This is a genomic window from Paracoccus sp. (in: a-proteobacteria), from assembly GCF_032007265.1.
Taxonomy (GTDB): Bacteria; Pseudomonadota; Alphaproteobacteria; order Rhodobacterales; family Rhodobacteraceae; genus Paracoccus.
This window is the reverse complement of the sequence record NZ_DALZMB010000045.1, coordinates 1-21,845: the sequence shown is the minus strand read 5'-3', so window position 1 is coordinate 21,845 and position 21,845 is coordinate 1. Positions and strand designations below refer to the sequence as shown.

The 21,845-nt window shown below is 61.2% G+C and carries 23 protein-coding genes and 1 pseudogene; 12 read left to right on the top strand and 12 right to left on the bottom strand.

The window, feature by feature from the left end; genetic code table 11:
- Positions 1-87: 87 nt before the first annotated feature.
- Positions 88-786 carry a glutathione S-transferase C-terminal domain-containing protein gene (locus RTS12_RS11095; protein ID WP_312528435.1) on the top strand — a complete coding sequence of 233 codons (699 nt, stop codon included), beginning with the start codon at positions 88-90 and terminating at the stop codon, positions 784-786.
- A gap of 65 nt (positions 787-851) precedes the next feature.
- Here the strand turns inward: RTS12_RS11095 and RTS12_RS11090 are convergent, their stop codons facing one another.
- Positions 852-1,226 carry a hypothetical protein gene (locus RTS12_RS11090; RefSeq protein ID WP_312528433.1) on the bottom strand — a complete coding sequence of 125 codons (375 nt, stop codon included), beginning with the start codon at positions 1,224-1,226 and terminating at the stop codon, positions 852-854.
- A 237-nt stretch (positions 1,227-1,463) separates the two neighbouring features.
- Complete coding sequence (pheT, locus tag RTS12_RS11085; RefSeq protein WP_312528432.1) at positions 1,464-3,851, bottom strand: phenylalanine--tRNA ligase subunit beta; 2,388 nt, start codon at positions 3,849-3,851, stop codon at positions 1,464-1,466.
- Positions 3,852-3,996: 145 nt separating this feature from the next.
- Here pheT and RTS12_RS11080 point away from each other — a divergent pair, with 145 nt between their 5' ends.
- Positions 3,997-4,305 (top strand): TM2 domain-containing protein, encoded by a 309-nt coding sequence (locus tag RTS12_RS11080; protein ID WP_312528430.1) that lies wholly within the window; start codon positions 3,997-3,999, stop codon positions 4,303-4,305.
- A 97-nt stretch (positions 4,306-4,402) separates the two neighbouring features.
- Positions 4,403-4,738, top strand: a complete 336-nt coding sequence (locus tag RTS12_RS11075; protein ID WP_312528428.1) for a TM2 domain-containing protein — start codon at positions 4,403-4,405, stop codon at positions 4,736-4,738.
- Positions 4,739-4,902: 164 nt separating this feature from the next.
- Here RTS12_RS11075 and pheS read toward each other — a convergent pair whose 3' ends face one another.
- The 6 genes from pheS to pyk all read right to left on the bottom strand — a co-directional run bounded on the left by pheS (position 4,903) and on the right by pyk (position 9,110).
- Positions 4,903-5,985 carry a phenylalanine--tRNA ligase subunit alpha gene (gene pheS, locus RTS12_RS11070; RefSeq protein ID WP_312528426.1) on the bottom strand — a complete coding sequence of 361 codons (1,083 nt, stop codon included), beginning with the start codon at positions 5,983-5,985 and terminating at the stop codon, positions 4,903-4,905.
- A gap of 57 nt (positions 5,986-6,042) precedes the next feature.
- Positions 6,043-6,381, bottom strand: coding sequence for an arsenate reductase family protein (locus RTS12_RS11065; RefSeq protein ID WP_312528424.1), 339 nt, complete (start codon positions 6,379-6,381; stop codon positions 6,043-6,045).
- Between the two features lie 202 nt (positions 6,382-6,583).
- Entirely contained in the window at positions 6,584-6,943 is a 360-nt protein-coding gene (rplT, locus tag RTS12_RS11060; RefSeq protein WP_312528422.1) for a 50S ribosomal protein L20, read from the bottom strand.
- Positions 6,944-6,955: 12 nt separating this feature from the next.
- Positions 6,956-7,156, bottom strand: coding sequence for a 50S ribosomal protein L35 (gene rpmI, locus RTS12_RS11055; RefSeq protein ID WP_145397818.1), 201 nt, complete (start codon positions 7,154-7,156; stop codon positions 6,956-6,958).
- Positions 7,157-7,263: 107 nt separating this feature from the next.
- Positions 7,264-7,626, bottom strand: a complete 363-nt coding sequence (locus RTS12_RS11050) for a hypothetical protein (protein ID WP_312528414.1) — start codon at positions 7,624-7,626, stop codon at positions 7,264-7,266.
- A 38-nt stretch (positions 7,627-7,664) separates the two neighbouring features.
- Positions 7,665-9,110 carry a pyruvate kinase gene (gene pyk, locus RTS12_RS11045; protein WP_312528412.1) on the bottom strand — a complete coding sequence of 482 codons (1,446 nt, stop codon included), beginning with the start codon at positions 9,108-9,110 and terminating at the stop codon, positions 7,665-7,667.
- Positions 9,111-9,233: 123 nt separating this feature from the next.
- Between pyk and RTS12_RS11040 the strand changes: the two genes are divergently transcribed.
- Positions 9,234-9,974, top strand: a complete 741-nt coding sequence (locus tag RTS12_RS11040) for an N-formylglutamate amidohydrolase (protein WP_312528409.1) — start codon at positions 9,234-9,236, stop codon at positions 9,972-9,974.
- 181 nt (positions 9,975-10,155) lie between these two features.
- Complete coding sequence (locus RTS12_RS11035) at positions 10,156-11,079, top strand: cation transporter (RefSeq protein WP_312528406.1); 924 nt, start codon at positions 10,156-10,158, stop codon at positions 11,077-11,079.
- A 277-nt stretch (positions 11,080-11,356) separates the two neighbouring features.
- On the opposite strand, the gene RTS12_RS11030 is transcribed toward RTS12_RS11035, so the two are convergent.
- The 3 genes from RTS12_RS11030 to RTS12_RS11020 form a co-directional block, all read right to left on the bottom strand.
- The gene (locus RTS12_RS11030; protein WP_312528404.1) at positions 11,357-11,854 is read right to left on the bottom strand and encodes an ABZJ_00895 family protein; all 498 of its coding nucleotides are present in this window, start codon (positions 11,852-11,854) and stop codon (positions 11,357-11,359) included.
- Positions 11,855-12,029: 175 nt separating this feature from the next.
- The gene (locus RTS12_RS11025) at positions 12,030-14,234 is read right to left on the bottom strand and encodes a primosomal protein N' (RefSeq protein ID WP_312528402.1); all 2,205 of its coding nucleotides are present in this window, start codon (positions 14,232-14,234) and stop codon (positions 12,030-12,032) included.
- A 14-nt stretch (positions 14,235-14,248) separates the two neighbouring features.
- Positions 14,249-14,374: a hypothetical protein gene (locus tag RTS12_RS11020; RefSeq protein WP_312528401.1), complete on the bottom strand. Its 126-nt coding sequence runs from the start codon at positions 14,372-14,374 to the stop codon at positions 14,249-14,251.
- A 242-nt stretch (positions 14,375-14,616) separates the two neighbouring features.
- On the opposite strand from RTS12_RS11020, the gene fsa reads away from it, so the two are divergent.
- The 4 genes from fsa to RTS12_RS11000 are packed head-to-tail and all read left to right on the top strand — an operon-like array spanning position 14,617 to position 17,776.
- The gene (fsa, locus tag RTS12_RS11015; protein ID WP_312528399.1) at positions 14,617-15,270 is read left to right on the top strand and encodes a fructose-6-phosphate aldolase; all 654 of its coding nucleotides are present in this window, start codon (positions 14,617-14,619) and stop codon (positions 15,268-15,270) included.
- A complete protein-coding gene (locus tag RTS12_RS11010) occupies positions 15,270-16,007 on the top strand; it encodes a DUF484 family protein (RefSeq protein ID WP_312528396.1) in 738 nt (245 codons plus the stop codon). The genes fsa and RTS12_RS11010 overlap by 1 nt, the downstream gene beginning before the upstream one ends.
- Before the next feature lie 5 nt (positions 16,008-16,012).
- Positions 16,013-16,975 (top strand): tyrosine recombinase XerC, encoded by a 963-nt coding sequence (locus tag RTS12_RS11005; RefSeq protein ID WP_312528392.1) that lies wholly within the window; start codon positions 16,013-16,015, stop codon positions 16,973-16,975.
- Between the two features lie 39 nt (positions 16,976-17,014).
- The gene (locus RTS12_RS11000; protein WP_312528390.1) at positions 17,015-17,776 is read left to right on the top strand and encodes a TSUP family transporter; all 762 of its coding nucleotides are present in this window, start codon (positions 17,015-17,017) and stop codon (positions 17,774-17,776) included.
- 153 nt (positions 17,777-17,929) lie between these two features.
- Here the strand turns inward: RTS12_RS11000 and RTS12_RS10995 are convergent, their stop codons facing one another.
- On the bottom strand, positions 17,930-18,922 hold the full coding sequence (locus RTS12_RS10995; RefSeq protein WP_312528387.1) for an asparaginase: 993 nt from the start codon (positions 18,920-18,922) through the stop codon (positions 17,930-17,932).
- 144 nt (positions 18,923-19,066) lie between these two features.
- Here RTS12_RS10995 and RTS12_RS10990 point away from each other — a divergent pair, with 144 nt between their 5' ends.
- The 3 genes and pseudogenes from RTS12_RS10990 to RTS12_RS10980 all read left to right on the top strand — a co-directional run.
- Positions 19,067-19,594, top strand: a complete 528-nt coding sequence (locus RTS12_RS10990) for an invasion associated locus B family protein (protein WP_312528385.1) — start codon at positions 19,067-19,069, stop codon at positions 19,592-19,594.
- Between the two features lie 125 nt (positions 19,595-19,719).
- Entirely contained in the window at positions 19,720-20,898 is a 1,179-nt protein-coding gene (gene rlmN / locus RTS12_RS10985; RefSeq protein WP_312528451.1) for a 23S rRNA (adenine(2503)-C(2))-methyltransferase RlmN, read from the top strand.
- A 114-nt stretch (positions 20,899-21,012) separates the two neighbouring features.
- A pseudogene (locus RTS12_RS10980) lies at positions 21,013-21,845 on the top strand (2,3-bisphosphoglycerate-independent phosphoglycerate mutase); the annotation flags it as partial.

The window sequence follows — 21,845 nt, the reverse complement described above, 5'->3', positions numbered from 1 at the left end:
ACCCTTTTCATCCTGTTGCGCGCTAAGTTATCTTCGCTTCGGTTAACACAAATGCCTAATTCCTCAAACGGCCAACGGGTTGCAAGCATGACAACAATATTCGACTTTCCGATCACCAAACGCTGGCCTCCGGTACGTCCCGATGTCATCCAGCTCTATACGCTGAACACACCCAACGGGATCAAGACCTCGGTGATGCTCGAGGAATGTGGGCTGGATTACGACGCTCACCGCATCAGTATCGGCAATCCCGAGGATCAATTTACCCCAGAGTTTCTGTCGCTGAACCCCAACAACAAAATCCCCGCGATGATCGATCCGAACGGCCCTGACGGCCAGCCGATCGGCCTTTTCGAAACCGGGGCGATGTTGATCTATCTGGGGGACAAGACCGGCCAGTTTCTGCCAAGTGCGGGGGCTGCGCGCTATCACACGATCCAATGGCTGATGTGGCAAATGGGCGGCCTTGGCCCGATGTTCGGCCAAGTCGGCTTTTTCCACCGCTACAAGGGCAAGGAAATCGAGGACAAACGCCCCCTTAACCGCTATCTGACCGAGGCAAATCGCATTTTGGGCGTTCTTGAGCGCCAGCTTGAAGGGCGCGATTGGGTCACTGGCGAATATTCGATTGCCGATATGGCGATTGGCCCCTGGCTGCGCACGGTTCGCGTCAATTACGAGGCCGAGGCTGAAACCGGCATGGATCAGATGCCCCGCGTTCAGGCCTATCTTGACCGTTTCCTGGCCCGCCCCGCCGTCCAGCGCGGGATCGAGGTCGGGGCCTAAACCCGGGCCTGAGTCGTGAGAGATCGTGCGAGCGCGCCTCTGTCGCGCTTGCATCCCCAAAGCCGCTACCAGCTTGGTGCCGCGCCGTTCCGCCTAAGCCAAAGCCAGCCCCGCAAGCCACTGAAGGCCAAGGCCAGACAGAACAGCGGGACCACCCATTTCACCAGAACGAGCAGATCAAAGGCGCGCGACGGCTCGACGATCTGCAAATGGTGAAAGCTGCTGAAAAGCTCGAGCCCCAGAAAGCTCAGGATGGCGAGGAAGGCCAGCGGAACCCATGAGGCGCGTCCCGCTCGCAGCCGAAAGGCGATGAAGACCAGCACAAGCGCAAGCAGGGCAAAGGCAGGGGCGGCCATCGGCATCACCGCAGAGTTCACCGCGAGGCTCAAGGCGAGCACGGCCGCATTCGCGCCCAAAGCCAGCACCGGCACGCCCGCCATCTGCACGGCATAACGCGCTTTGCTTTCGTCTTGGACCGAGATCCAGAAACCGAAAACCTATTGCCGCGCACTTTTTCCTCACCAGATGAACCCCTTGGCATTATGGGGCCGCGCTTTCGCGAATGTCCACTCACTACGCCGGTCTAATGAGCGGGCCTGAGTGAGCTGGCCTGCGTGATATAAAAAGCCCCGCAATCGCTTGCGGGGCTTTGTTTTGGCAGATGCAAAAACGCTCGCTTAGCTGCGCAAAGTGCCGCCGGTCGCTTTCGTGACCTTTTCGACGATCTTCGCGCCAACCGCCTCAATCTCGGCATCGGTCAGGGTCTTGTCTTTCGGCTGCAGCCGAACCGTGATCGCGATCGACTTTTTGTCGCCCTCGATCCCGGTGAACTGGTCAAAGACCGAGACTTTCTCGATCAGCGCCTTATCGGCTCCGGCAGCGGCATTGACCAAGGTCAGCGCCTCGACCCGTGCATCCACGACAAAGGCAAAGTCACGCTCGACCGCTTGCAGATCCGAGTTTTCCAGCGCCGGCCGGGTCAGTGTCTTCACCTTGAGCAGCGGGATGTTTTGCAGGTTCACCGTAAAGGCCACGGCTGCGCCCTTGATCCCGAATTGCTTCAGGATGCGCGGGTGAACCTCGCCAAAGGTTGCCAGCTTATTGGGGCCAAGCGCCATGACGCCCGAGCGTCCGGGGTGCCACCATGCGTCCAGCTTGCGGTTGATCTGCACCTTTTGCGGCGCACCGACCGTTGCAAGGATCGCCTCGGCATCGGCCTTGGCATCATAAAGATCGACCGCACGGCGCGAACCAAAGGGATCGCGTGGGGCACTTGCGCCAACCAAAAGACCGGTGATCTGCGTGGCCTGCTGGCCCGGTTCGCCGCCCGAAAAGATCGGGCCGCATTCAAAGAGCGCCAGATCGGCAAAGCCACGCGCCTGATTGCGCGCCGCCGCCGCCAGAAGGCCCGGCAGCAGATCGGGCCGCAGGTGGGTCATTTCGCTGCTGATCGGGTTTTCGATCCGGGTGGCATCGGTGCCGCCGCCAAAGGCCTCGGCTGCGGGCTGGTCGATGAAGCTGTAGGTCACGGCCTCATTATAGCCAAGGCTGGCGGCCATCCGGCGCGCGGCCTTTTCGCGGACCTGCTGCGCGGTTAGTACGGGCTTGGGCACACCCGCTTGCGGGCGCGGCAGAGGCTGGCCCTGCAATTTGGTCAGGCTGGCGATGCGGGCGATTTCTTCGACCAGATCGGCCTCGCCCAGCACATCGGGACGCCAGCTTGGCACCTGCGCCATATCGCCTTGCATGACAAAGCCCAGATCTTCCAGCGTCTTGCGCTGGGTGGCCTCGTCGATCTCCATGCCGACCAGGCTGGCCGTGCGCGCAACATCAAGACGGTAAGCGCGCGCCGTATCGGGCAAGGCGCCCGCCGTCACGACATGCGAGGGGGTGCCGCCGCACAGATCCAGGATCATCTGCGTCGCAAGCTCCAGCCCCGGCAGGGTGAAAGCCGGGTCAACCCCGCGCTCAAAGCGGTAGCGCGCATCCGAGGACAGCTTCATCTTGCGGCCAATGGCGGCCACGGTAATTGCATCCCAATAGGCGCTTTCAAGAAAGACGTTCACGGTCTCATCGGTGCAACCCGTCAGCTCACCGCCCATGATGCCGGCAATGCTTTCCGGGCCATTCTCATCGGCAATGACCATGGCGATTTCAGGCAGCTGATAGGTCTTGCCATCCAGTGCCAGAATTTCATCGCCGGGTTGCGCCATGCGCACGGTCAGATCGCCCTTGACCTTGTCGGCATCAAAGACATGCAGCGGCCGGTTCAAGTCGAAGGTGAAATAGTTGGTGATATCGACAAGCGTCGAGATCGGACGCAGCCCGATCGCCTTAAGTCGCTTTTGCAGCCATTCCGGCGAGGGGCCGTTTTTGACGCCACGGATCAGGCGGCCCGTGAAATAGGGCGCACCTTTCTGAGCATCGGCCGTGATCGAAACGGTGATCGGGCTGTCAAAACTGCCCGCGATGCTGACTTCGGGGACCGGCTTCAGCTTGCCCAGACCGCGTGCAGCCAGATCGCGCGCCACCCCATGGATGCCAAGCGCATCGGGACGGTTCGGCGTGATCTTGATCTCGATGACCGGCTCGACCTGATCGGGACGGTTGGCCGCCAGCCAATCGACAAATTTCTCGCCAACCTCACCCGAGGGCAGCTCGATGATGCCATTGTGTTCGTCCGACAGCTCCAGCTCGCGCTCAGAGGCCATCATGCCATGGCTTTCAATGCCACGGATCTTGCCGACGCCAAGCGTGGTATCGATGCCCGGCACATAATCGCCCGGTTTCGCCAGCACGACGGTGATGCCCGTGCGCGCATTGGGCGCGCCGCAGACGATCTGCTTTTCGCCCTCATCGGTCATGACGCGGCAGACCCGCAGACGATCAGCGTCCGGGTGCTGCTGAGCATCCAGGATCTTGGCAAGGGTAAAGGTGCCCAGCTTGGCAGCAGGATTGGCAACCCCTTCGACCTCAAGACCCAGATCGGTCAGCGCCTCGGTGATTTCATCAAGGGTGGCGGTCGTATCAAGATGCTCTTTGAGCCAGGAGAGGGTGAATTTCATAGCGCGGCTCCGTCAGGTTTGGACGGGGTTTTAACGCAGGTTCGGGGGGAATGGTAGGGTTGGCTTTACCCTTGCACCCCAGCCTTTGCACCCTATCTGAAAGGGGCAACATGAACCAAACCCTTTCGGAAAGGATCATCGCCCCATGAGCATCGAGCGCGAACTGCTGATCGAACAGCGCGTCGCCAATGACGCCAAGTCGCCGCTTGTCGCCTATTTGCTTCTGTTCTTTCTTTGGGGCTTTGGCGTGCATCGGATGTATCTGGGGCGCTGGACCTCGGGCATCATCATGCTGATCCTATGGGCGATCGGTTGGCTGCTCACGCCGCTGCTGATCGGCTGGCCATTGGTGGGGCTGATCTCGATCTGGGTGATCATCGACATTTTCCTGATCCCGGGGATGATTCAGGATGACAAGGATCAGATCCGGCGGCGACTGGGTTCGACCTTTTAGGGCCGCCACCCATTAACCAATTGTTAAGACGCGCGGATTAGACGTGGCGATTCTGTCGTACACAATCTTGTGAATGGCGCGTTTTGACAGGTGAAACATGAATTTGGACACGCAACAGCAAATGCTTATCGAGCAGCGCATCAGCAATGACGCCAAGTCGCCGCTGCTGGCCTATCTGCTGTGGATTTTCGTTGGCGGGCTGGGCATCCACCGCTTTTATCTGGGCAAGACCGGAACAGGTATCACGATGCTGGTTCTGGCGATCCTTGGGGCTGTGACCCTGCCGATCGGAATTGGCCTGATCCTTTTGGCCGCACTTGGGATCTGGATGCTGGTGGACCTCTTCCTGATTCCCGGCATGGTCAACGAGCAGCGCAACCAATTGCGTGACAAGCTGACCAGCGATTTCACTGCAGCATCCTCGCGGACTTAATTTGCGCCCTCGCCGGCACCCCATGGGTCCAGGTGACAGGACCCAAGTGACAGGGCACCGGGTGGAGCGGGCCCAGGTTGGACAGGCCAAGCTGGGCCCAAAATGAAACATGCCCAAAGCCAGCGCGGCTTCGGGCATGTTTAAGCGTAGTTAATCTTGCAGGCTTACCGCGACAGACCACCGCTGACGCTTGGCACATCGCCCGCAGCGAAACCATAATGGCGCAACCAGCGCAGGTCGCTTTCAAAGAAAGCGCGCAGATCCGGGATCCCATATTTCAGCATGGCAATACGGTCGATGCCCATGCCGAATGCAAAGCCCTGCCATTTGTCGGGATCGATGCCACCGGCCTTTAGCACTTTGGGATGCATCATCCCCGAGCCGAGGATTTCCAGCCACGAATCCCCCTCGCCAATGGTCAGCTTGCCGCCTTCCCACGAGCAGCGGATATCGACCTCGGCCGAAGGCTCGGTGAAGGGGAAATGGCTGGCGCGGAAGCGCAGCTCGACGTTATCGACCTCGAAGAAGGCGCGGCAGAATTCTTCCAGCGTCCATTTCAGGTTCCCCATCGAGATGTCTTTGCCAATCGCCATGCCCTCGACCTGATGGAACATCGGCGTATGGGTCTGGTCCATATCCATGCGATAAACGCGACCCGGCGCGATCACGCGAATGGGGGCGCCGGTCTTTTCCATCGCGCGGATCTGCACGGGCGAGGTATGGGTGCGCAGAACATGCGGCGGGCGGTCGTCGCCTTCGGCACGAGCCATGAAGAAGGTGTCATGCTCCTGACGCGCGGGATGCTCGGGGGCGATATTGAGCGCGTCGAAGTTATACCAATCGCTTTCGACCTGCGGGCCTTCAGCCACGGCAAAGCCCATATCGGCGAAAATCTCGGTGACTTCTTCGATGACCTGGCTAACCGGATGGATCGAGCCCTGACGGCGCGGACGGCCCGGAAGGGTCACATCCAGCCATTCGGCGGCAAGACGGGCATCCAGTGCCGCGTTCTCCATACCCTCGCGGCGCGCGCGCAGGGCGGTGTCGATTTCGTCACGCAGACGGTTCAGAGCGGCGCCAGTGGTCTGACGCTCTTCCGGGCTCATTTTGCCCAGTTCCTTCATCTTGCCGCTGATCTCGCCCTTCTTGCCAAGCGCGGCAAGACGGACCTCTTCCAGCGCAGGCGCATCGGCGGCGTCCATGATGCGGGTCAGGTAGGTAGAGCGAAGGGCTTCGATATCGGACATGGCGGCTTTCCTGAATTGCCCGCGCGGATTAGCACGCGCAGGCTTTGGGGAAAAGCCTTACAGCACTTCGCTCAGCCGTTCCACCGGGCGACACAACCGAACGCCTTTGGCTGATGCAACAATCGGACGCTCGACCAGCATCGGGTGCTGGGTCATGGCGGCCAGGATCGTCTCGTCATCCGCTCCAATCAGGCCCAACTCTTCTGCGGGGGTGTTTTTGACCCGCAGGGCTTGAACAGGGGTAATATCGGCCGCTGCAAAAAGGCCCAAAAGCTGGCTGCGCGTCCAGCCGTCCTTGAGATAGTCGATCACGACCGGCTCGTGACCCGCGTCACGGATCAGATCCAGAACCTTGCGCGAGGTCGAGCATTTCGGATTGTGGTAAAGGACAAACATCCAAGCCTCCATGTTTGGGGCTTGTGATAGCGTGCGGCGCTGGCAAAGCCTAGCCAAGGCGCAGTTTCATCAGGCCGCCCCCAAACCGCAGCCCAGCTCAGCCACAGTAAGTCAGGGATCGGCAAAGCTTGGTAAAAGGCGGACATGAAAAAAGCCCGCACCAAAGGCGCGGGCTTTAATCTTAGGTACCAAAGGCCTGATTTCAGGCTGCAGCGCGTGCTTTTTCAACGATCGCGTTGAACGCTTCCGGCTCGTGAACGGCCAGATCAGCAAGGACTTTGCGGTCAACTTCGATGCCTGCTTTTGCAAGGGCAGCGATGAAGCGCGAATAGGTCAGCGCCGGATCGATCGCACGGACTGCCGCGTTGATCCGCTGGATCCACAGAGCGCGGAAGGTGCGCTTGCGGTTCTTACGGTCGCGGGTCGCGTATTGGTTGGCTTTGTCGACAGCCTGAGTCGCGGTGCGGAAGTTGCGCGAACGGTTGCCGTAATAGCCTTTCGCCGCGTCAAGAACCTTCTTGTGGCGTGCGTGGGTGACTTTACCCGATTTAACTCGTGCCATGTCTGGTTCTCCTTAGCGGTTGTAAGGCATGTATTTCTTGACGATTTTCGCATCCGCGTCGCACAGGACCATGGTCCCGGTGACATCGCGGATGAACTTCGTCGAGCGTTTGATCATGCCGTGGCGCTTGCCAGCCGGGCCAGCTTTAACTTTGCCCGAGGCAGTGAAAGAGAACCGCTTTTTGGCGGCCGCTTTGGTCTTCATCTTCGGCATTTTACTCTCCTTGCGGTCAGAGTGAACGCGCGACTCGGCAATGCCAATCGGCCGGAAGCGCGGGTGGAGTGCAGCCTTTATGGGGCCGCGCGAAAAAAGGCAAGCGCTTACTGGCTGCTTGTGGCAGCAGCGGGCGCGGATGTGGCAGGCGTGTCTGTGGCAGGCGTATTCGCGGCACCCGAAGCACCGCCGTCAACGGCAGGCGCAACATCGGGTGCCGGGACACTCGGTGCCTCGACGGGAACCGACAGCGAAACCTGACCTGCGAAAAGACGCTTCCACGCCCCCAGCATGTTCTCGGGGTTGACGGCTGCCGGGTCGGATTTCGCGCCCAGCAACAGCAGCAACACCCCCATCATCAGCGCGATTGCCGCGCTGCGCGGGGCTTGGGTGCGCGCCACGGCAATGATCGCCATCACGATCGAGGCCACGCATAGCCCTGAACCTACGATCAGAAGAAGATCGATCATGTCACCCTCGCTGTTATCTTATCCCATATCTGGTCGGATTATTCCGGATCGGTGCGATAGATCAAGCGCTCGTCACAAGGAGCCACGCGCAGAATATTCGTCGTGCCCGGCGTCTTGAAGGGCACGCCCGCGACCACGGCGATATTCTGGGTTTCATTGGCAAAGCCGAATTCACGCGCCGCTTTGGCCGCATTGACCACGGCTTGCTTGAAACGCTCCAACTCGGGGGTTTTGACGCAATGCGCGCCCCAGGTCAGACACAAACGGCGCAGCGTGCTTTCGACCGCGCACATGGCGATGATCGGCACGCGCGGACGCTCACGTGCGGTCAGGCTGACGGTCGTTCCCGATTGGGTAAAGGCACAAATGGCGACGATATCGGTATTTTCCGCAACTTCGCGGGCCGAGGCCACAATCGCATCGGCAATCGTCTGGCGATTGATATTGCGCGAGCTTTCGATGACCTCGCGATAGGTCGGATCGCTTTCGACCGAGCGCGCGACGCTGTCCATGGTTGCCACGGCCTCGACCGGCCAAGCACCCGCAGCACTTTCGGCGGACAACATGACCGCATCCGCACCTTCATAGATGGCGGTTGCCACGTCGCTGACCTCGGCGCGGGTCGGCATCGGGCTTTCGATCATCGATTCCAGCATCTGAGTCGCAACGATCACCGGCTTTGCAGCCGCGCGGCACGCGCGCACCAAACGCTTCTGGATCGGCGGGACCGAGTAAACCGGCAGCTCGACCCCCAAATCGCCGCGCGCCACCATGATCCCGTCCGAGACTTTCAGGATTTCGGCAAAAGCGCGCACTGCGGCGGGTTTTTCGATTTTGGACAGGATGGCCGCGCGACCTTTGGTCAGATTGCGCGCCTCGATCACATCTTCGGGGCGCTGAACGAAGGACAGGGCCAACCAATCAACGCCCAGCTCACAGGCGAATTCCAGATCTTGACGATCCTTGTCCGACAGCGCGGCCAGCGGCAACAGCACGTCCGGGACGTTCACGCCCTTGCGATTCGAGATCGTGCCGCCAACAGTCACCACGCAATTTGCGAAATCCGGGCCGCAGCTTTCCACGCGCAGGCGGATCTTGCCATCGTTGACCAGCAGGGTCGAGCCGGTCTCAAGCGCGGCAAAAATCTCGGGATGGGGCAGCTGAACACGGGTTTCATCGCCCGGCGCATCGCTAAGATCGACGCGAAAGGCCTGACCTTCTTTCAGATCATGCGCGGGCGCATCAAAGACGCCAACGCGCAGTTTGGGGCCTTGCAGATCGGCCAGAACGGCAATCGGGCGCCCGGTTTCTGCCTCGATTTCACGAATAATGTCATAGCGCGCTTTTTGCTCGGCATGGGTGCCGTGGCTCATGTTCAGGCGAAACACATCTGCCCCGGCTTCAAACAGCGCCTTGATGGTGGCGTGGTCGCTGGATGCCGGTCCCAAAGTTGCTACGATCTTGACCTTGCGATGCCGTCTCATCCACGTCTTCCTTCTCATGTTTGCGCTATCGTGCGCGCTATCTATGGCCGATTGCTTTAGCTGCGGCAACTGGCACTTCATCTTTCAGCAGGCTATTGTTGCACGGAAATCAGCGACGAGAACATGACGACACAGCCCTTTGCGACCTATGGCGAGGACCGCAGCTCTCGCTGGTTGGTGACTTGCGACCATGCGACCAATCACGTTCCCGATTGGGTCGGCGGCGGCAGCCTTGGCATTGCCCCCGAAGATATGGCCCGCCACATCGCCTATGATGTCGGGGCAGCTGGCCTGAGCATCGCCCTGGCCGAGCGGCTGGATGCGCCGGCAATCCTGTCGGATTTCTCGCGGCTGGTCATTGACCCAAACCGTGGCGACGATGACCCCACGCTGTTGATGCGCATCTATGACGGAACGGTCATTCCTGCCAATCGCGCGCTGGATGACGAGGGCCGCCAGCAGCGGATCGACCGGCTTTATCGCCCCTATCATCAGGCCTATGCCCGCTTGGCCGCGGCCCATCCCAGGCGGGCGATTTGCGCCATTCACAGCTTTACCCCGCAATTGAAAGGCCGCCCCCCGCGTCCCTGGCAGGTCGGCATCCTTTATTCGCACCGTGACGAGCGGCTTGGCCCGCCCCTGGTCCAGATCTGCCGCGACAATGGCTGGATCACGGGTGATAATGAACCCTATTCGGGCCATCTCGAGGGTGATTCCATCGATCAGCACGCATTGGCCCATGGCCGCCCCAATGTGCTGATCGAAATCCGCAATGACCTGATCCGCGACAGCGCCGGACAGCAGGAATGGGCAGACAGGCTGGCAAATGTCCTGTCAGATCTGCTAGAGACACTACAGCTTTAGGGGGAATGCGCGTCCGTGACCACCCGGTCGGGGACAGCAAGCAAGGGCGGGCATGCGGGTTCAAACCTGCCGCCTTTCTATGACCGACTTGTGCCATAGGCTTTGCTCAATGGCCGCAATCAGCCCCAAGTCCTCGCCGATGTTGCGGGGCAAATGACATGACGATCAAAGGAAAAAGTCGATGAAAACCGAACAAGGCGTCTTGCGGCTCTCGATCGCCGTAACGTTCCTGTTGGCGGCTTTCGGGGTGCTTTATGGGCTGTTCATCGGCTCTGGCTCGATCATCTTCGACGGGATTTATTCGCTGCTGGATGCCAGCATGACGATGGTGGCTTTGCTCGTCTCGAAGCTGATCACATCATCGCTGGCCGAAAGCACAAGGGCCAAGCTGGTCCAGCACTTCACCATGGGCTTTTGGCACCTTGAACCGATGGTGCTGGGGCTAAGTGGGGTGCTGCTGATCGGCACGGCGCTGACCGCGCTGATTGGTGCGGTGGGCAGCTTGTTGGGCAATGGTCATCAGGTCGAATTTGGCCGCGCCATGGTCTTTGCCGTCACCCAATTGCTGGTGGCCAGCGCCATGGCCGTCTATGTGCGCCGCGCCAACCGCAAGATCGGCTCGAATTTCATCGAGCTGGATGCCAAGGCCTGGATGGTCTCGGCGGCGTTGACAGGTGCGCTTTTGCTGGGGTTCATCTTTGGCTGGGCGATTACGGGCACCCAATATGACTGGATGTCGCCCTATGTCGACCCGGCGGTGCTGGCGCTGGTGTGTCTCTTCGTGATCCCGATGCCCATTGGCACGGTGATGCAGGCCTTTTCCGATATTTTGCTGGTCACCCCGGCGGATATGAAAAAGCAAGTCGATGATGTCGCCGAGGGGATTGTCGCGCGCTATGGCTTTCTGACCTATCGCGCCTATGTCGCCCGCGTTGGCCGTGGCCGCCAGATCGAGCTGTATTTCATCGTGCCACAAGGCCTGCCGCCGCGCCGCCTAGAGGAATGGGACCGCATTCGCGACCAGATCGGCACAGAGTTGGGCGAGGCTGGGCCAGACCGCTGGCTGACCATCGCCTTTACCACCGATGTCGATTGGGCCGAATAAGGCGGCCCAATTGGGGAAGGTTCAGCCCAAGGCCTGCGCTGCGGGTGAAACCAGCCACCAGCGCGGGGCAGCCTGCCCCGGCCATCCTCGTGGGATCCCTTTTCCTGGGATCGATCACCCCAAGGACCATGCGCGTGGACCGGCCTGAACTATCGGCCCAAGCCCTGCACCGCCTGCCTTGCACGGTCTGCCCAAGCCCCATCGCTATCGACACGGCCCGACCTTCGGGCGCGACTCGCGCCCTCAGCTCCAAGCAGTTGGCGCGGCGCAGCCTGCCTTAGCGCGGCAATGCCTCTTTGGCGGCTTTGCGCTGCTCTTGCTTAATCGCACCACGCACACCCCACCAAACGCTTGCGCGGATCATCAGCAATTCCAGCACGATCAGGAAGGCGAAAACACCGATGATCAACGTGCCATCCCTGCCGCCCAACTCGCGCGTGAACTGGCTCAGCTGCCCCGCCACGGATGCCACCATCCAGATGAATGCCGCTTGAATGGCAACCGTCACCACCGTCAGGCACAGCGCCAAAACCCATTTGCGCCGTGACGAGGGCTCTACCCGCTCTCGGTTGTACCAAATCTGGCCGGTCGTCATCGTGGCCACTGCGATCAGGATCAAGCCCATGCTGTTGTTTTCGGGGAAAGCGAGGCCCGCGAATTCTTCCATCACGAAGATGATCACATAGAAAAGGACGATCCCGCCGATCAAAAGGCCCAGATAGGTTGCAATTAAAAACGCTAAGCTGGCCGGACGCGGCGAAGTGGCAGGCGACATGGAACCCTCGTGATATGTAAATCCTTCCGCGCAGCAGGTACATATCTGGGCAAAGTTTCCAAGACATATTGCGCATATATAGCGCATTTTTCGCAGCACGCCGCCGGGTTGCCACATCGCTCGAGTGGCCAGCCGGCGCGATGCCAGCTGGCGTGACCCGCCCCTGCGCAAAGGTCTAGAAAAAGCTTTGCGGGTCGATATCGACTGACAGGCGCAGATTGTTTGGCGCCTTGGGAAGACGAGCCAGCCAATCTGAAATTGCCGTCTGAATGGCGGCCTGACGCGGCGCCTTGATCAGCATCCGCACCCGGAACCGCCCCCGCACCCGGGCGATGGGTGCAGGTGCGGGGCCGTATAGTTCGGCCCCTGCCTGACGCAAAGGTTCGGCGCGGCGCGCCATTTCACGGGCATAGCCTTCGACAATATGCTGATCAGGATGGGACAGGATAATCCCCGCCAGCCGACCAAAGGGCGGCATTCCCGCCTGACGGCGCGACGTGGCTTCGGCATCCCAAAAATCCTCATCCTCGCCCGACAGGATGGCGCGGATAACGGGGTGGTCGGGCTGGTGGGTCTGCAAAAGCGCGACGCCCGGCGCATCGCCCCCTTCGCGCCCTGCCCGTCCCGCGACCTGCCGCATCAATTGGAAACTGCGCTCGGCCGCGCGCAGATCGGCACCTTGCAACCCCAGATCGGCATCGATCACCCCGACCAGCGTCAAACGGGGAAAGTTATGGCCCTTGGCCACGATCTGGGTGCCGATGATGATATCCGTGCCACCGCTGGAAATCTCTGCGATGGCGGCCTTCAGCGCGCGGGCCGAGTTGAACAGATCAGAGGACAGGACCGACATGCGCGCCTGCGGAAAGCGCGCCGTCACCTCTTCGGCCAGACGCTCGACCCCGGGGCCGACTGCCGCCAGCTTGCCCTCGACCTGACAATGGGGACAGGCATGGGGAATGGGTTTTGTCTCGCCGCATTGATGGCAGACAAGGCGATTTTGAAAGCGATGTTCGACCATGCGCGCATCGCAATGATCGCAACCGATCTGCTGGCCGCAGGCGCGACAGACCGTCACCGGCGCATAGCCACGCCGGTTCAAAAACAGCAAGGATTGCTCGCCCCGCTCAAGTCGCGCGCGCACCGCCCGCTCCAGTGACGGCGAGATCCACTGCCCCGAGGGCAGATCTTCAGAGCGCAGGTCGATCGCCCCCATCTCGGGCAATTCCGCCCCACCATACCGCGAGCGCAGGTCGATACGGCTGTATTTGCCCGATTGCGCATTGACCCAGCTTTCAATCGAAGGGGTGGCCGAGGCCAGCACGACATGCGCACCGCAGATCGACGCGCGCAGCACCGACATGTCGCGGGCGCTGTAATAGACACCGTCATCTTGCTTGTACGAGCCGTCGTGTTCCTCATCGACGACGATCAGGCCCAGATCGCGATAGGGCAAAAACAACGCCGAGCGCGCGCCGACGACCAATTGCACCTCGCCGCGCCCGGCCATTTGCCACAGGCGCCTGCGCTCGGATCGGGTGATGCCGGAATGCCATTCGCCCGGACGCTGCCCGAATCTGGCCTCGACCCGGTTCAAAAATTCAGATGACAGCGCGATTTCAGGCAAAAGAACCAAGGCCTGCCGCCCCTGCCGCAGACATTCGGCAACCGCCTCAAGATAGACTTCGGTTTTTCCCGATCCGGTGACACCGCGCAAAAGCGTGGTGCCATAGCTCTGGCGCGCAATCTCGGCGCGCAGGCTGTCAGATGCGGCGGCCTGATCGGGTGCCAAGGGCTTGCCGGGCAGATTGGGGTCCAGCCGGGGATAAGGCAAATCCCGCGGCGCAAGGGTTTCAACCAGCGTTCCCGTCTCGACCAGACCTTTGACCACCCCGGCCGAGACCCCGGCCAGCTGTGCCAGCTCAGCAGGGGCAAAGCCCGCGCCAGCGTGATCTGCGATCACGCGCAAGACCGCCTCGCGCGCTTCGGTCATCCGCTCGGGATTGGCTCCGCCCAGATGCAGGATACGCCGCGCCGAGGGCGGCTGATCCAAATCCGGCGCACGGGTCGCGATGCGCAGCATCAACGGCATCGGCGTCAGGGTATATTCCCCCATCCGCGTCAGGAATTCCATCATCTCGGGCGTCAGCGGCTCGGCCTCGATCACGCGCGAGACCGCGCGCAATTTGGCAGCATCAAAGCCGCCCTGCCCCGGCCCCCATACCGCGCCCATCACCCGGCGCGGCCCCAAGGGGACCAAAACCAGCTGTCCCGGCCGGACACCCCCTTCGGGGGCAAGATAGTCCAAAAAGCCGACAGGCTCTTGGGTCAGAACGGAAATCCGCGTCCCGTGGACGAAATAGGTGGGGGCCTCGGCCATCAGTATTGTCGTTCCTAAAAGCCCACGCCCAAGACGCCGAACACAGAAAACAGCGGGGCATAAATCGCCATGATCGGTCCCGCGACAAGCATTTCGACAAAAGAGGGCAAGAGATCCATGGGTGTTGTAACTGCGGGCATCGGAGACCTTCTGAAGATAGGAATTTAGCGATTTGACGTCCATTGCAGGCGGTCAAACGCGCCAGAGCTTGGCACGTCGCAAGCACCCGCCGCAAGCCATGGCGGTCTTGGGGCACCGCTAAGCCGCCCGGTTTGCGGCCTGGGGGCGCAAGGCCCGGATGTCGTCGCGTCGTCGCCCTTTCCGCGCATCAGAATTTACGCTAAACCCGTTGCAATTTCCGAAAATACAGGGGCCACGTGCCATGAAATTCTTTGTCGATACCGCCGATGTTGATGCGATCCGTGAACTGAACGATCTGGGCATGGTCGATGGCGTAACGACCAACCCGTCGCTGATCCTGAAATCGGGGCGCAATATCGAAGAAGTCACCCGCGAGATCTGCGAGATGGTCGCAGGCCCGGTCAGTGCCGAGGTTGTCGCCAATGACGCCGAAGGCATGATCACCGAAGGCCGCCACCTGGCAAAGATCGCGTCGAATATCACGATCAAAGTTCCGCTGACCTGGGACGGCCTCAAGGCGTGCAAGGTGTTGTCGGGCGAAGGCCACAAGCTGAATGTGACGCTGTGCTTTTCTTCGGCTCAGGCAATCTTGGCTGCCAAGGCGGGCGCGACCTTCATCAGCCCCTTCATCGGACGTCTTGATGACATCAATCTGGACGGCATGCAGCTGATCTCGGATATCCGCGAGATCTATGACAACTACGACTACAAGACGCAGATCCTTGCCGCCTCGATCCGCTCGGTCAACCACATCACCGATGCCGCGCGTATCGGCGCTGATGTCATCACCGCACCGCCTGCGGTCATCAAAGCCATGGCCAGCCATGTTCTGACCGACAAGGGCCTGGCACAGTTCAACGCCGATTGGGCCAAAACCGGCCAGAAGATCGTCTGATGGCAGAGCACGAGAGCGCTGCCCCCGAGACCGCCGCCAGCCCGCAGGTGCTTGCCGACGATACCCGGCAGCAGCTGCTCTCGCGGCCTGAACTCATTCTCGGCGATCGAGACCTGATGCGCGCGCTGATTGGCGCGCGCGAGGCCGAAATCGGCGAGAATGTCATCGATATACGTGGCCGCGCAATGGAGGCTCTCGAAGAGCGCCTGTCGCGCCTTGAGGTCACCCACGAGTCGGTGATCTCGAATGCTTACGAGAACCAATCGGGGATGAATATCATCCACCGCGCGGTTCTGGCCCTGCTCGAACCCAGCGATTTCGCAGCATTTCTGGCCGCTCTCGAAACCACGGTCGCCCCCATCCTGCGCCTGGAATCGCTGCGCCTGATCTTTGAAACCGGTGGTCCGGCCCAGCTTCCCCAAGGTATCGCCAGCGCCGTGCAGGTTGTCCCTGCGGGCGCCTTGGCCCAGCTGATCGCGGCAGGTCCGCCCAACAAGCGCGGCGATGCGATCATCTTGCGCAGCGCAACCGCGCTCACCCAGCCGCTACACCCTGCCGGGGTGGCGATCCGATCCGAAGCCCTGCTGCCGATTGATCTTGGCACCGGTCGCTGGCCCGCGCTTTTGCTGATGGGCTCAAGTGACGGCGATCGCTTCTCGCCAAGCCACGGCACCGATCTGCTGCGCTTTTTCACGCAAACCTTTCGTCTGGCCCTGCTGGGCTGGCTGCGCGAATAAACCAGATGGGCGGCCGCTTGCCCGATGGCACCCAAGATTCCATGCCGGGGCTGGCGCTTGCCCCGGCCATGTCGGATGCGCTGTCGCGTTGGCTGCAGGGCGAACGCGCCACGCGCGACCGCTCGGATCACACGATACAAGCCTATCAGGCCGATCTTTTGGCCTTTCTGCATTTCCTGGGCCATTACCGCGCCGAGCCTGCCCTGCCAGGCAATCTGGGCAGTCTCAACCAAACCGACATCCGCGCCTTTGCGGGATCCGAACGGGCGCGGGGTCTGGGCGCACGCTCTTTGGCGCGCAGATTGTCGGCGGTACGCAGCTTTATCCGATGGCTTGCCGACCGCGAGGGCTTTGAGCCCTCAAAGGTGCTGAATACGCGCAGCCCGCGCTTTACGCGAACGCTGCCACGCCCGCTGGCCCCGGCTCAGGCGATGGATGTGCTGGAAATGGCGGCCGAAGGGCACGACACCCCCTGGGTCGCCGCGCGCGATCTGGCGGTTCTGACGCTGCTTTACGGGTGCGGCCTGCGCATCTCCGAGGCCCTCAACCTCGACGGGCGCGACTGGCCCTTTCGCGACAATCTGCTGATCCGGGGAAAGGGCGGGCGCGAAAGGCAGGTCCCGGTGCTGCCCGCGGCCTATCAGGCCGTCGCCGATTATCTGCGCCAATGCCCTTGGACGATCAGCCCCGATCAGCCGCTTTTTCGTGGCGTCAGAGGCGGCCGGTTAAACTCCGGCATCGTGGCACAGGCGATGAAGCTTGCGCGTCATCGGCTTGGCCTGCCTCCAACCGCCACACCACATGCCCTGCGCCACTCCTTCGCGACCCATCTTCTGGCGGCGGGGGGCGATCTGCGGACGATCCAGGAACTTCTGGGCCATGCCAGCCTGTCGACCACGCAGGTCTATACCGGCGTCGATGATGCACATCTGCTGGCGGTCTACCGTGCTGCCCATCCGCGCAGCTGACCCCTTTACTTTGCTCATAGGGCGGCGCAAAGGGCGGCCATGCTGGAACTTTCGCTCGATCTCACCCTGATGCTGATCGCCGCCGCCTTCGCGGCAGGCTTTGTCGATTCCATCGCGGGCGGCGGCGGGCTGATCACCCTGCCCGCGCTGATGCTGGCGGGCGTGCCCCCGGCACAGGCGCTGGCTACCAATAAGGTCCAAGGCGCCTTTGGCGCTGCAACCGCAGCCATCAGCTATGCCCGGCGCGGCCATGTCCAACCCATGCGACAGATCAAGGCCGCTTTGGTGGCCTTTGTCGCGGGCCTTTGCGGGGCGCTCTTGGTCAGCTACATCCCGACCCAGGCCTTGCGTTACCTGCTTCCGGTCCTCTTGATCGCCATCGCCGTCTTTTTCGCGCTGAAACCCGGCCTTGATGATCGTGACCGCGTCCAAAGACTAAAGCCTGCGGTCTTTACCGCGTTGATCGTGCCACTGATCGGCTTTTACGACGGATTACTTGGCCCCGGCGCCGGAGCATTTTACATGCTCAGCTTCGTCATGCTGGCCGGATACGGCATCCTCAAAGCCACCGCGCATACCAAAATGCTGAACTTTGCCTCGAACCTTGGCAGTTTGCTGGCATTTTCCGTGGTGGGACAGCCGTTATGGATCCTCGGCCTGCTGATGGCGGCCGCCCAGGTCGTGGGCGCTGTGCTTGGCGCAAGACTGGCGATGCGCATCGGGGCAAAGGTGATCAAGCCGCTCCTCGTCATCACCTCATCGGCACTGGCCCTGCGCCTGATCTGGCAATTGCTCGGCTAAACCCGACCGCTCCGAAACGATCAAGACGCCAACCGACCTGCTGCCGCCGGCGCCAGCCCCTTCTTCATCACGAAATACCCTGCGGGGGTCTGGGGGCGCAAGGCCCCCAGCTTTTCTTCCACCCTGCCTCGCGGTGCCCCAGAGTGACCGCGCCTAACGCGGAAACCCGCGTGAGGTCCGCAATTCACCCGTATGCATGCCACGGCAATTGGTCAGCGATCCATTCAGATATTTCGCGGCCACCGGATGGTCTTTCTCGATCAATCCCAGATTGATCAAAAGCGCGGTGATCGCGGCCTCGGACCCGCGCGTTCCGCCATCGATGATTTTCAGCGCAATGCCCAGCCCCATCTCGGGGATGATCGCGACAAAGACGGCTTCGGCCCCGGTCTTGACGGCAGCGCGGCCCGCCATGGCGCGCATCAGCTCGGTGCAGGCCCGCCCCTCGCCGGCAACCAGCTCGGGATGGGCGACCATAGCTTCATATAGCCGCCGCTGCGCCTCGCCACGCACGCCTTTGCCGGGATTGGCAAAGCCCGCCATCGACTGCGCCAGACCTTCGATGCTGCAGGCGAAATTCGGCGCCGAGCAACCGTCGATTCCCCAGCCTTTGGCCGTCTCGCCGGTGACATCCTCAAAGGCTTCGCGAACGGCTTTTTGAACCGGATGATCCAGCTCGACATATTCGGTGCCGCCACCAAGGTGCTGATTAAGCGTCAAAAACCCCGCGTGCTTGCCCGAGCAGTTGTTGTGCAGCTGACATGGCGCCTCGTCCGAGCAGGTCAGGCGACGGTTCTCGACCGGATCGCGCGGCATATGCGAGCCGCAGCGCAGATCCCGCTCGCTCAGCCCGATCCCGTCCAGCCATTGTGCCACAGCCTTTGTGTGGATATCCGCGCCCTGGTGGCTGGCACAAGCCAGCGCCAGCTGACGCGACGAAAGTCCCACCCGATCCGCCGCGCCGCTTTCGATCAAGGGCAAGGCTTGCAGCATTTTGCACGAGGAACGGGGAAAGACCGTGGCGGTCGGATCACCCCATGCTTCGACGATGCCATGCGCATCCGCGATGACGACATGGCCCAGGTGCGTGCTCTCTCGCAGGCCTCCACGCCATAGCTCAATCAGTTCCGCTGCTGTTTTTGCCATATTTCCTCTGACAATTGCGCGATTTCCTGCTCGCAGGGCTTTTGCCGGGCGACAGTTTCGCATTATTCTGTGCACAGACGGTTGAAAAGACCACCGTAATCCGAAACAAGTCCGGTAAATCGGATATTGGCAGGAGGCCAGAGCATGAATATCCCCGCGCTGCGGACCGCAGCGGCAGTAACCTTGATCGCGATCGCCGCTCAATCCGCTCCGGTGCTCGCTCAGGATTCGACCAATGTTATTGCCACTGAGGGCGATTGGACTGTTTTTGCAGCCAGCAGCCCCAAGGAGTGCTGGGCGGTTTCCGCACCGAAATCCTCGCAAAACACCAAGGACGGCAAGCCGACACAGGTAAACCGTGGCGACATCCGCCTTTACGTGTCCTATCGCAAAGGATCGTCGGGCGAGGTTTCGTTCTCGGGTGGCTATCCTTTCGCACCGGATTCGACCGTCGAGGTCAATATCGGTGGCAACAAATTCAACCTCTTCACCGAGGGTGAAAATGCTTGGGCCGGCTCGCCTGCCGAAGATGCCAAATTGGTCGCAGCGCTGCGCGGCGGCTCGTCGGCCGTCGTGACCGGGCGTTCGGCACGCGGCACGACCACGGCTGATTCTTTCTCGCTGTCGGGGATTACCGCAGCCACGAATGCAGCGCAGTCGAACTGCAAATAAGCGCCGCCCCGGCCAGGGCGACACAGTGAATTTACAGCCCCGACCGTCAGGCCGGGGCTTTTTCCATTGAAAATTTGCGAAAGACCCCATATTTGGCTGGCTTTCCTCATTCCCCGGTTGATGTCATGCTTAACGCCGCCCCGATCACGCAGGATGTTCTGACCATCCCTCGCAAGCTTCCTGAAGCTGCGCTGAAAAACATCGTGGGCCTCACCCGCGAGGAACTGCTTAGCGCCCTTGTCGAGGCTGGCACCCCAGCCAAGCAAGCCAAGATGCGCGTCGGCCAGATCTGGCAGTGGATCTATCACTGGGGCGTGCGTGATTTCGCGCTGATGACCAATCTGGCCAAGGATTACCGTGCCTTTCTGGCCACGCATTTTGAGATCGCGATCCCGGAAATCGTGACGCGCCAGATCTCGGAAGATGGCACGCGCAAATATCTGCTGCGCATCGCAGGCGGGCATGAGGTCGAGGCCGTCTATATTCCCGAGGAAAATCGCGGCACCCTTTGCATCAGCTCGCAGGTGGGCTGCACGCTGACCTGCTCGTTCTGCCACACGGGCACGCAAAAGCTGGTGCGCAACCTGACGGCGGGCGAGATTGTCGGTCAGGTCATGGTCGCGCGCGATGATCTGAACGAATGGCCGGTGCCGGGTGCGCCGCGGGATGAAACCCGCCTTGTGTCGAACGTCGTGCTGATGGGCATGGGCGAGCCGCTTTACAACTTCGACAATGTTCGCAACGCCATGCAAGTGGTGATGGATGGCGAGGGCATCAGCCTTTCGCGCCGCCGCATCACCCTGTCGACCAGCGGCGTCGTTCCCGAAATCGCCAAAACCGCCGAGGAAATCGGCTGCCTTCTGGCGATCAGCTTTCACGCGACCACCGATGAGGTCCGCGACCGCCTGGTTCCGATCAACAAGAAATGGAACATCGAGGCTTTGCTTGCGACGCTGCGCGACTACCCGCGCCTGTCGAATTCCGAACGGATCACCTTTGAATATGTGATGCTGGACGGGGTCAATGACAGCGATGCCGATGCGCGCCGACTGGTCAAACTGATCCGCGGCATTCCCGCCAAGATCAACCTGATCCCCTTTAACGAATGGCCGGGTGCGCCCTATAAGCGCTCAAGCTGGGACCGGATCGAGGCTTTTGCCGACATCATCTACAAGGCCGGCTATGCCAGCCCGATCCGCACACCGCGCGGCGAGGATATCATGGCGGCCTGCGGCCAGCTGAAATCCGCAACCGAACGCGGCCGCAAATCCGCCGCTCAGATTGCCGCCGAGGCTGCAGGTTAACACCGGTTTGCGTGAAACTGGTCCGATTAAGACCTCTTTAGGCATATTGACCGCAAATCCTTGCTCACGCGGGTTTGCGGGCTTAGAACAATGCCGAAGATTGTCGAGGCCCAGATGAACCATCCTAAACCTGTCGTCCTGTGTATTCTCGACGGCTGGGGCATTTCAGATCGCCTCGAACAAAGTGCGCCGGATCAGGCAGATACGCCGAACTTCGATCGGCTGATGAGGCAGGATCCGCATGCGACGCTGGTGACTTACGGTCCCGATGTCGGCTTGCCGCGCGGCCAGATGGGCAATTCCGAGGTCGGCCATACCAATATCGGCGCAGGCCGGGTTGTGGCGATGGACCTGGGCCAGATCGATCTGGCGATCGAGGATGGCAGCTTTGCCCGCAATGCTGCGATCGATGATTTCGTGGCACAGATGCGCATGAATGGTGGCACTGCTCATGTCATGGGCGTGGTTTCTGACGGTGGGGTGCATGGTCACATCGCCCATCTGCTGGCGACGCTGCGGGTTCTGACCGATCAAGGCGTTCCCGTCGTGGTTCACGCCATCACCGATGGTCGCGATGTTCCGCCGCAATCAGCGCTTGGCTTCATCACCGAGCTTCAGGGCAATCTGCCCATTGGCGCGCGCATCGGCACGGTGATTGGCCGCTATTTCGCGATGGACCGCGACAATCGCTGGGATCGGGTATCGCGCGCCTTTCATGCGATCACCCGCGCCGATGGGTTGCACGCCCCCGAGGCCACACAGGCCGTGATCGATGCCTATGCCCGCAACGAAACCGATGAATTCATTCAGCCCACGATCATCGCAGGCTTTAACGGTGCCAAGGATGGCGATGGCTTTTTCTGCCTGAACTTCCGCGCTGACCGCGCCCGCGAGATTTTGGCGGCGCTGGCCCAGCCAGATTTCGACGCCTTTGACACCGGCCCGCG

Bases quoted from the DNA above. Each gene is read 5' to 3' on its own strand.
- RTS12_RS11095 (WP_312528435.1), top strand. From the start codon at position 88: ATGACAACAATATTCGACTTTCCGATCACCAAACGCTGGCCTCCGGTA.
- RTS12_RS11090 (WP_312528433.1), bottom strand. From the start codon at position 1,226: ATGGCGGGCGTGCCGGTGCTGGCTTTGGGCGCGAATGCGGCCGTGCTC.
- pheT (WP_312528432.1), bottom strand. From the start codon at position 3,851: ATGAAATTCACCCTCTCCTGGCTCAAAGAGCATCTTGATACGACCGCC.
- RTS12_RS11080 (WP_312528430.1), top strand. From the start codon at position 3,997: ATGAGCATCGAGCGCGAACTGCTGATCGAACAGCGCGTCGCCAATGAC.
- RTS12_RS11075 (WP_312528428.1), top strand. From the start codon at position 4,403: ATGAATTTGGACACGCAACAGCAAATGCTTATCGAGCAGCGCATCAGC.
- pheS (WP_312528426.1), bottom strand. From the start codon at position 5,985: ATGTCCGATATCGAAGCCCTTCGCTCTACCTACCTGACCCGCATCATG.
- RTS12_RS11065 (WP_312528424.1), bottom strand. From the start codon at position 6,381: ATGTTTGTCCTTTACCACAATCCGAAATGCTCGACCTCGCGCAAGGTT.
- rplT (WP_312528422.1), bottom strand. From the start codon at position 6,943: ATGGCACGAGTTAAATCGGGTAAAGTCACCCACGCACGCCACAAGAAG.
- rpmI (WP_145397818.1), bottom strand. From the start codon at position 7,156: ATGCCGAAGATGAAGACCAAAGCGGCCGCCAAAAAGCGGTTCTCTTTC.
- RTS12_RS11050 (WP_312528414.1), bottom strand. From the start codon at position 7,626: ATGATCGATCTTCTTCTGATCGTAGGTTCAGGGCTATGCGTGGCCTCG.
- pyk (WP_312528412.1), bottom strand. From the start codon at position 9,110: ATGAGACGGCATCGCAAGGTCAAGATCGTAGCAACTTTGGGACCGGCA.
- RTS12_RS11040 (WP_312528409.1), top strand. From the start codon at position 9,234: ATGACGACACAGCCCTTTGCGACCTATGGCGAGGACCGCAGCTCTCGC.
- RTS12_RS11035 (WP_312528406.1), top strand. From the start codon at position 10,156: ATGAAAACCGAACAAGGCGTCTTGCGGCTCTCGATCGCCGTAACGTTC.
- RTS12_RS11030 (WP_312528404.1), bottom strand. From the start codon at position 11,854: ATGTCGCCTGCCACTTCGCCGCGTCCGGCCAGCTTAGCGTTTTTAATT.
- RTS12_RS11025 (WP_312528402.1), bottom strand. From the start codon at position 14,234: ATGGCCGAGGCCCCCACCTATTTCGTCCACGGGACGCGGATTTCCGTT.
- RTS12_RS11020 (WP_312528401.1), bottom strand. From the start codon at position 14,374: ATGCCCGCAGTTACAACACCCATGGATCTCTTGCCCTCTTTTGTCGAA.
- fsa (WP_312528399.1), top strand. From the start codon at position 14,617: ATGAAATTCTTTGTCGATACCGCCGATGTTGATGCGATCCGTGAACTG.
- RTS12_RS11010 (WP_312528396.1), top strand. From the start codon at position 15,270: ATGGCAGAGCACGAGAGCGCTGCCCCCGAGACCGCCGCCAGCCCGCAG.
- RTS12_RS11005 (WP_312528392.1), top strand. From the start codon at position 16,013: ATGGGCGGCCGCTTGCCCGATGGCACCCAAGATTCCATGCCGGGGCTG.
- RTS12_RS11000 (WP_312528390.1), top strand. From the start codon at position 17,015: ATGCTGGAACTTTCGCTCGATCTCACCCTGATGCTGATCGCCGCCGCC.
- RTS12_RS10995 (WP_312528387.1), bottom strand. From the start codon at position 18,922: ATGGCAAAAACAGCAGCGGAACTGATTGAGCTATGGCGTGGAGGCCTG.
- RTS12_RS10990 (WP_312528385.1), top strand. From the start codon at position 19,067: ATGAATATCCCCGCGCTGCGGACCGCAGCGGCAGTAACCTTGATCGCG.
- rlmN (WP_312528451.1), top strand. From the start codon at position 19,720: ATGCTTAACGCCGCCCCGATCACGCAGGATGTTCTGACCATCCCTCGC.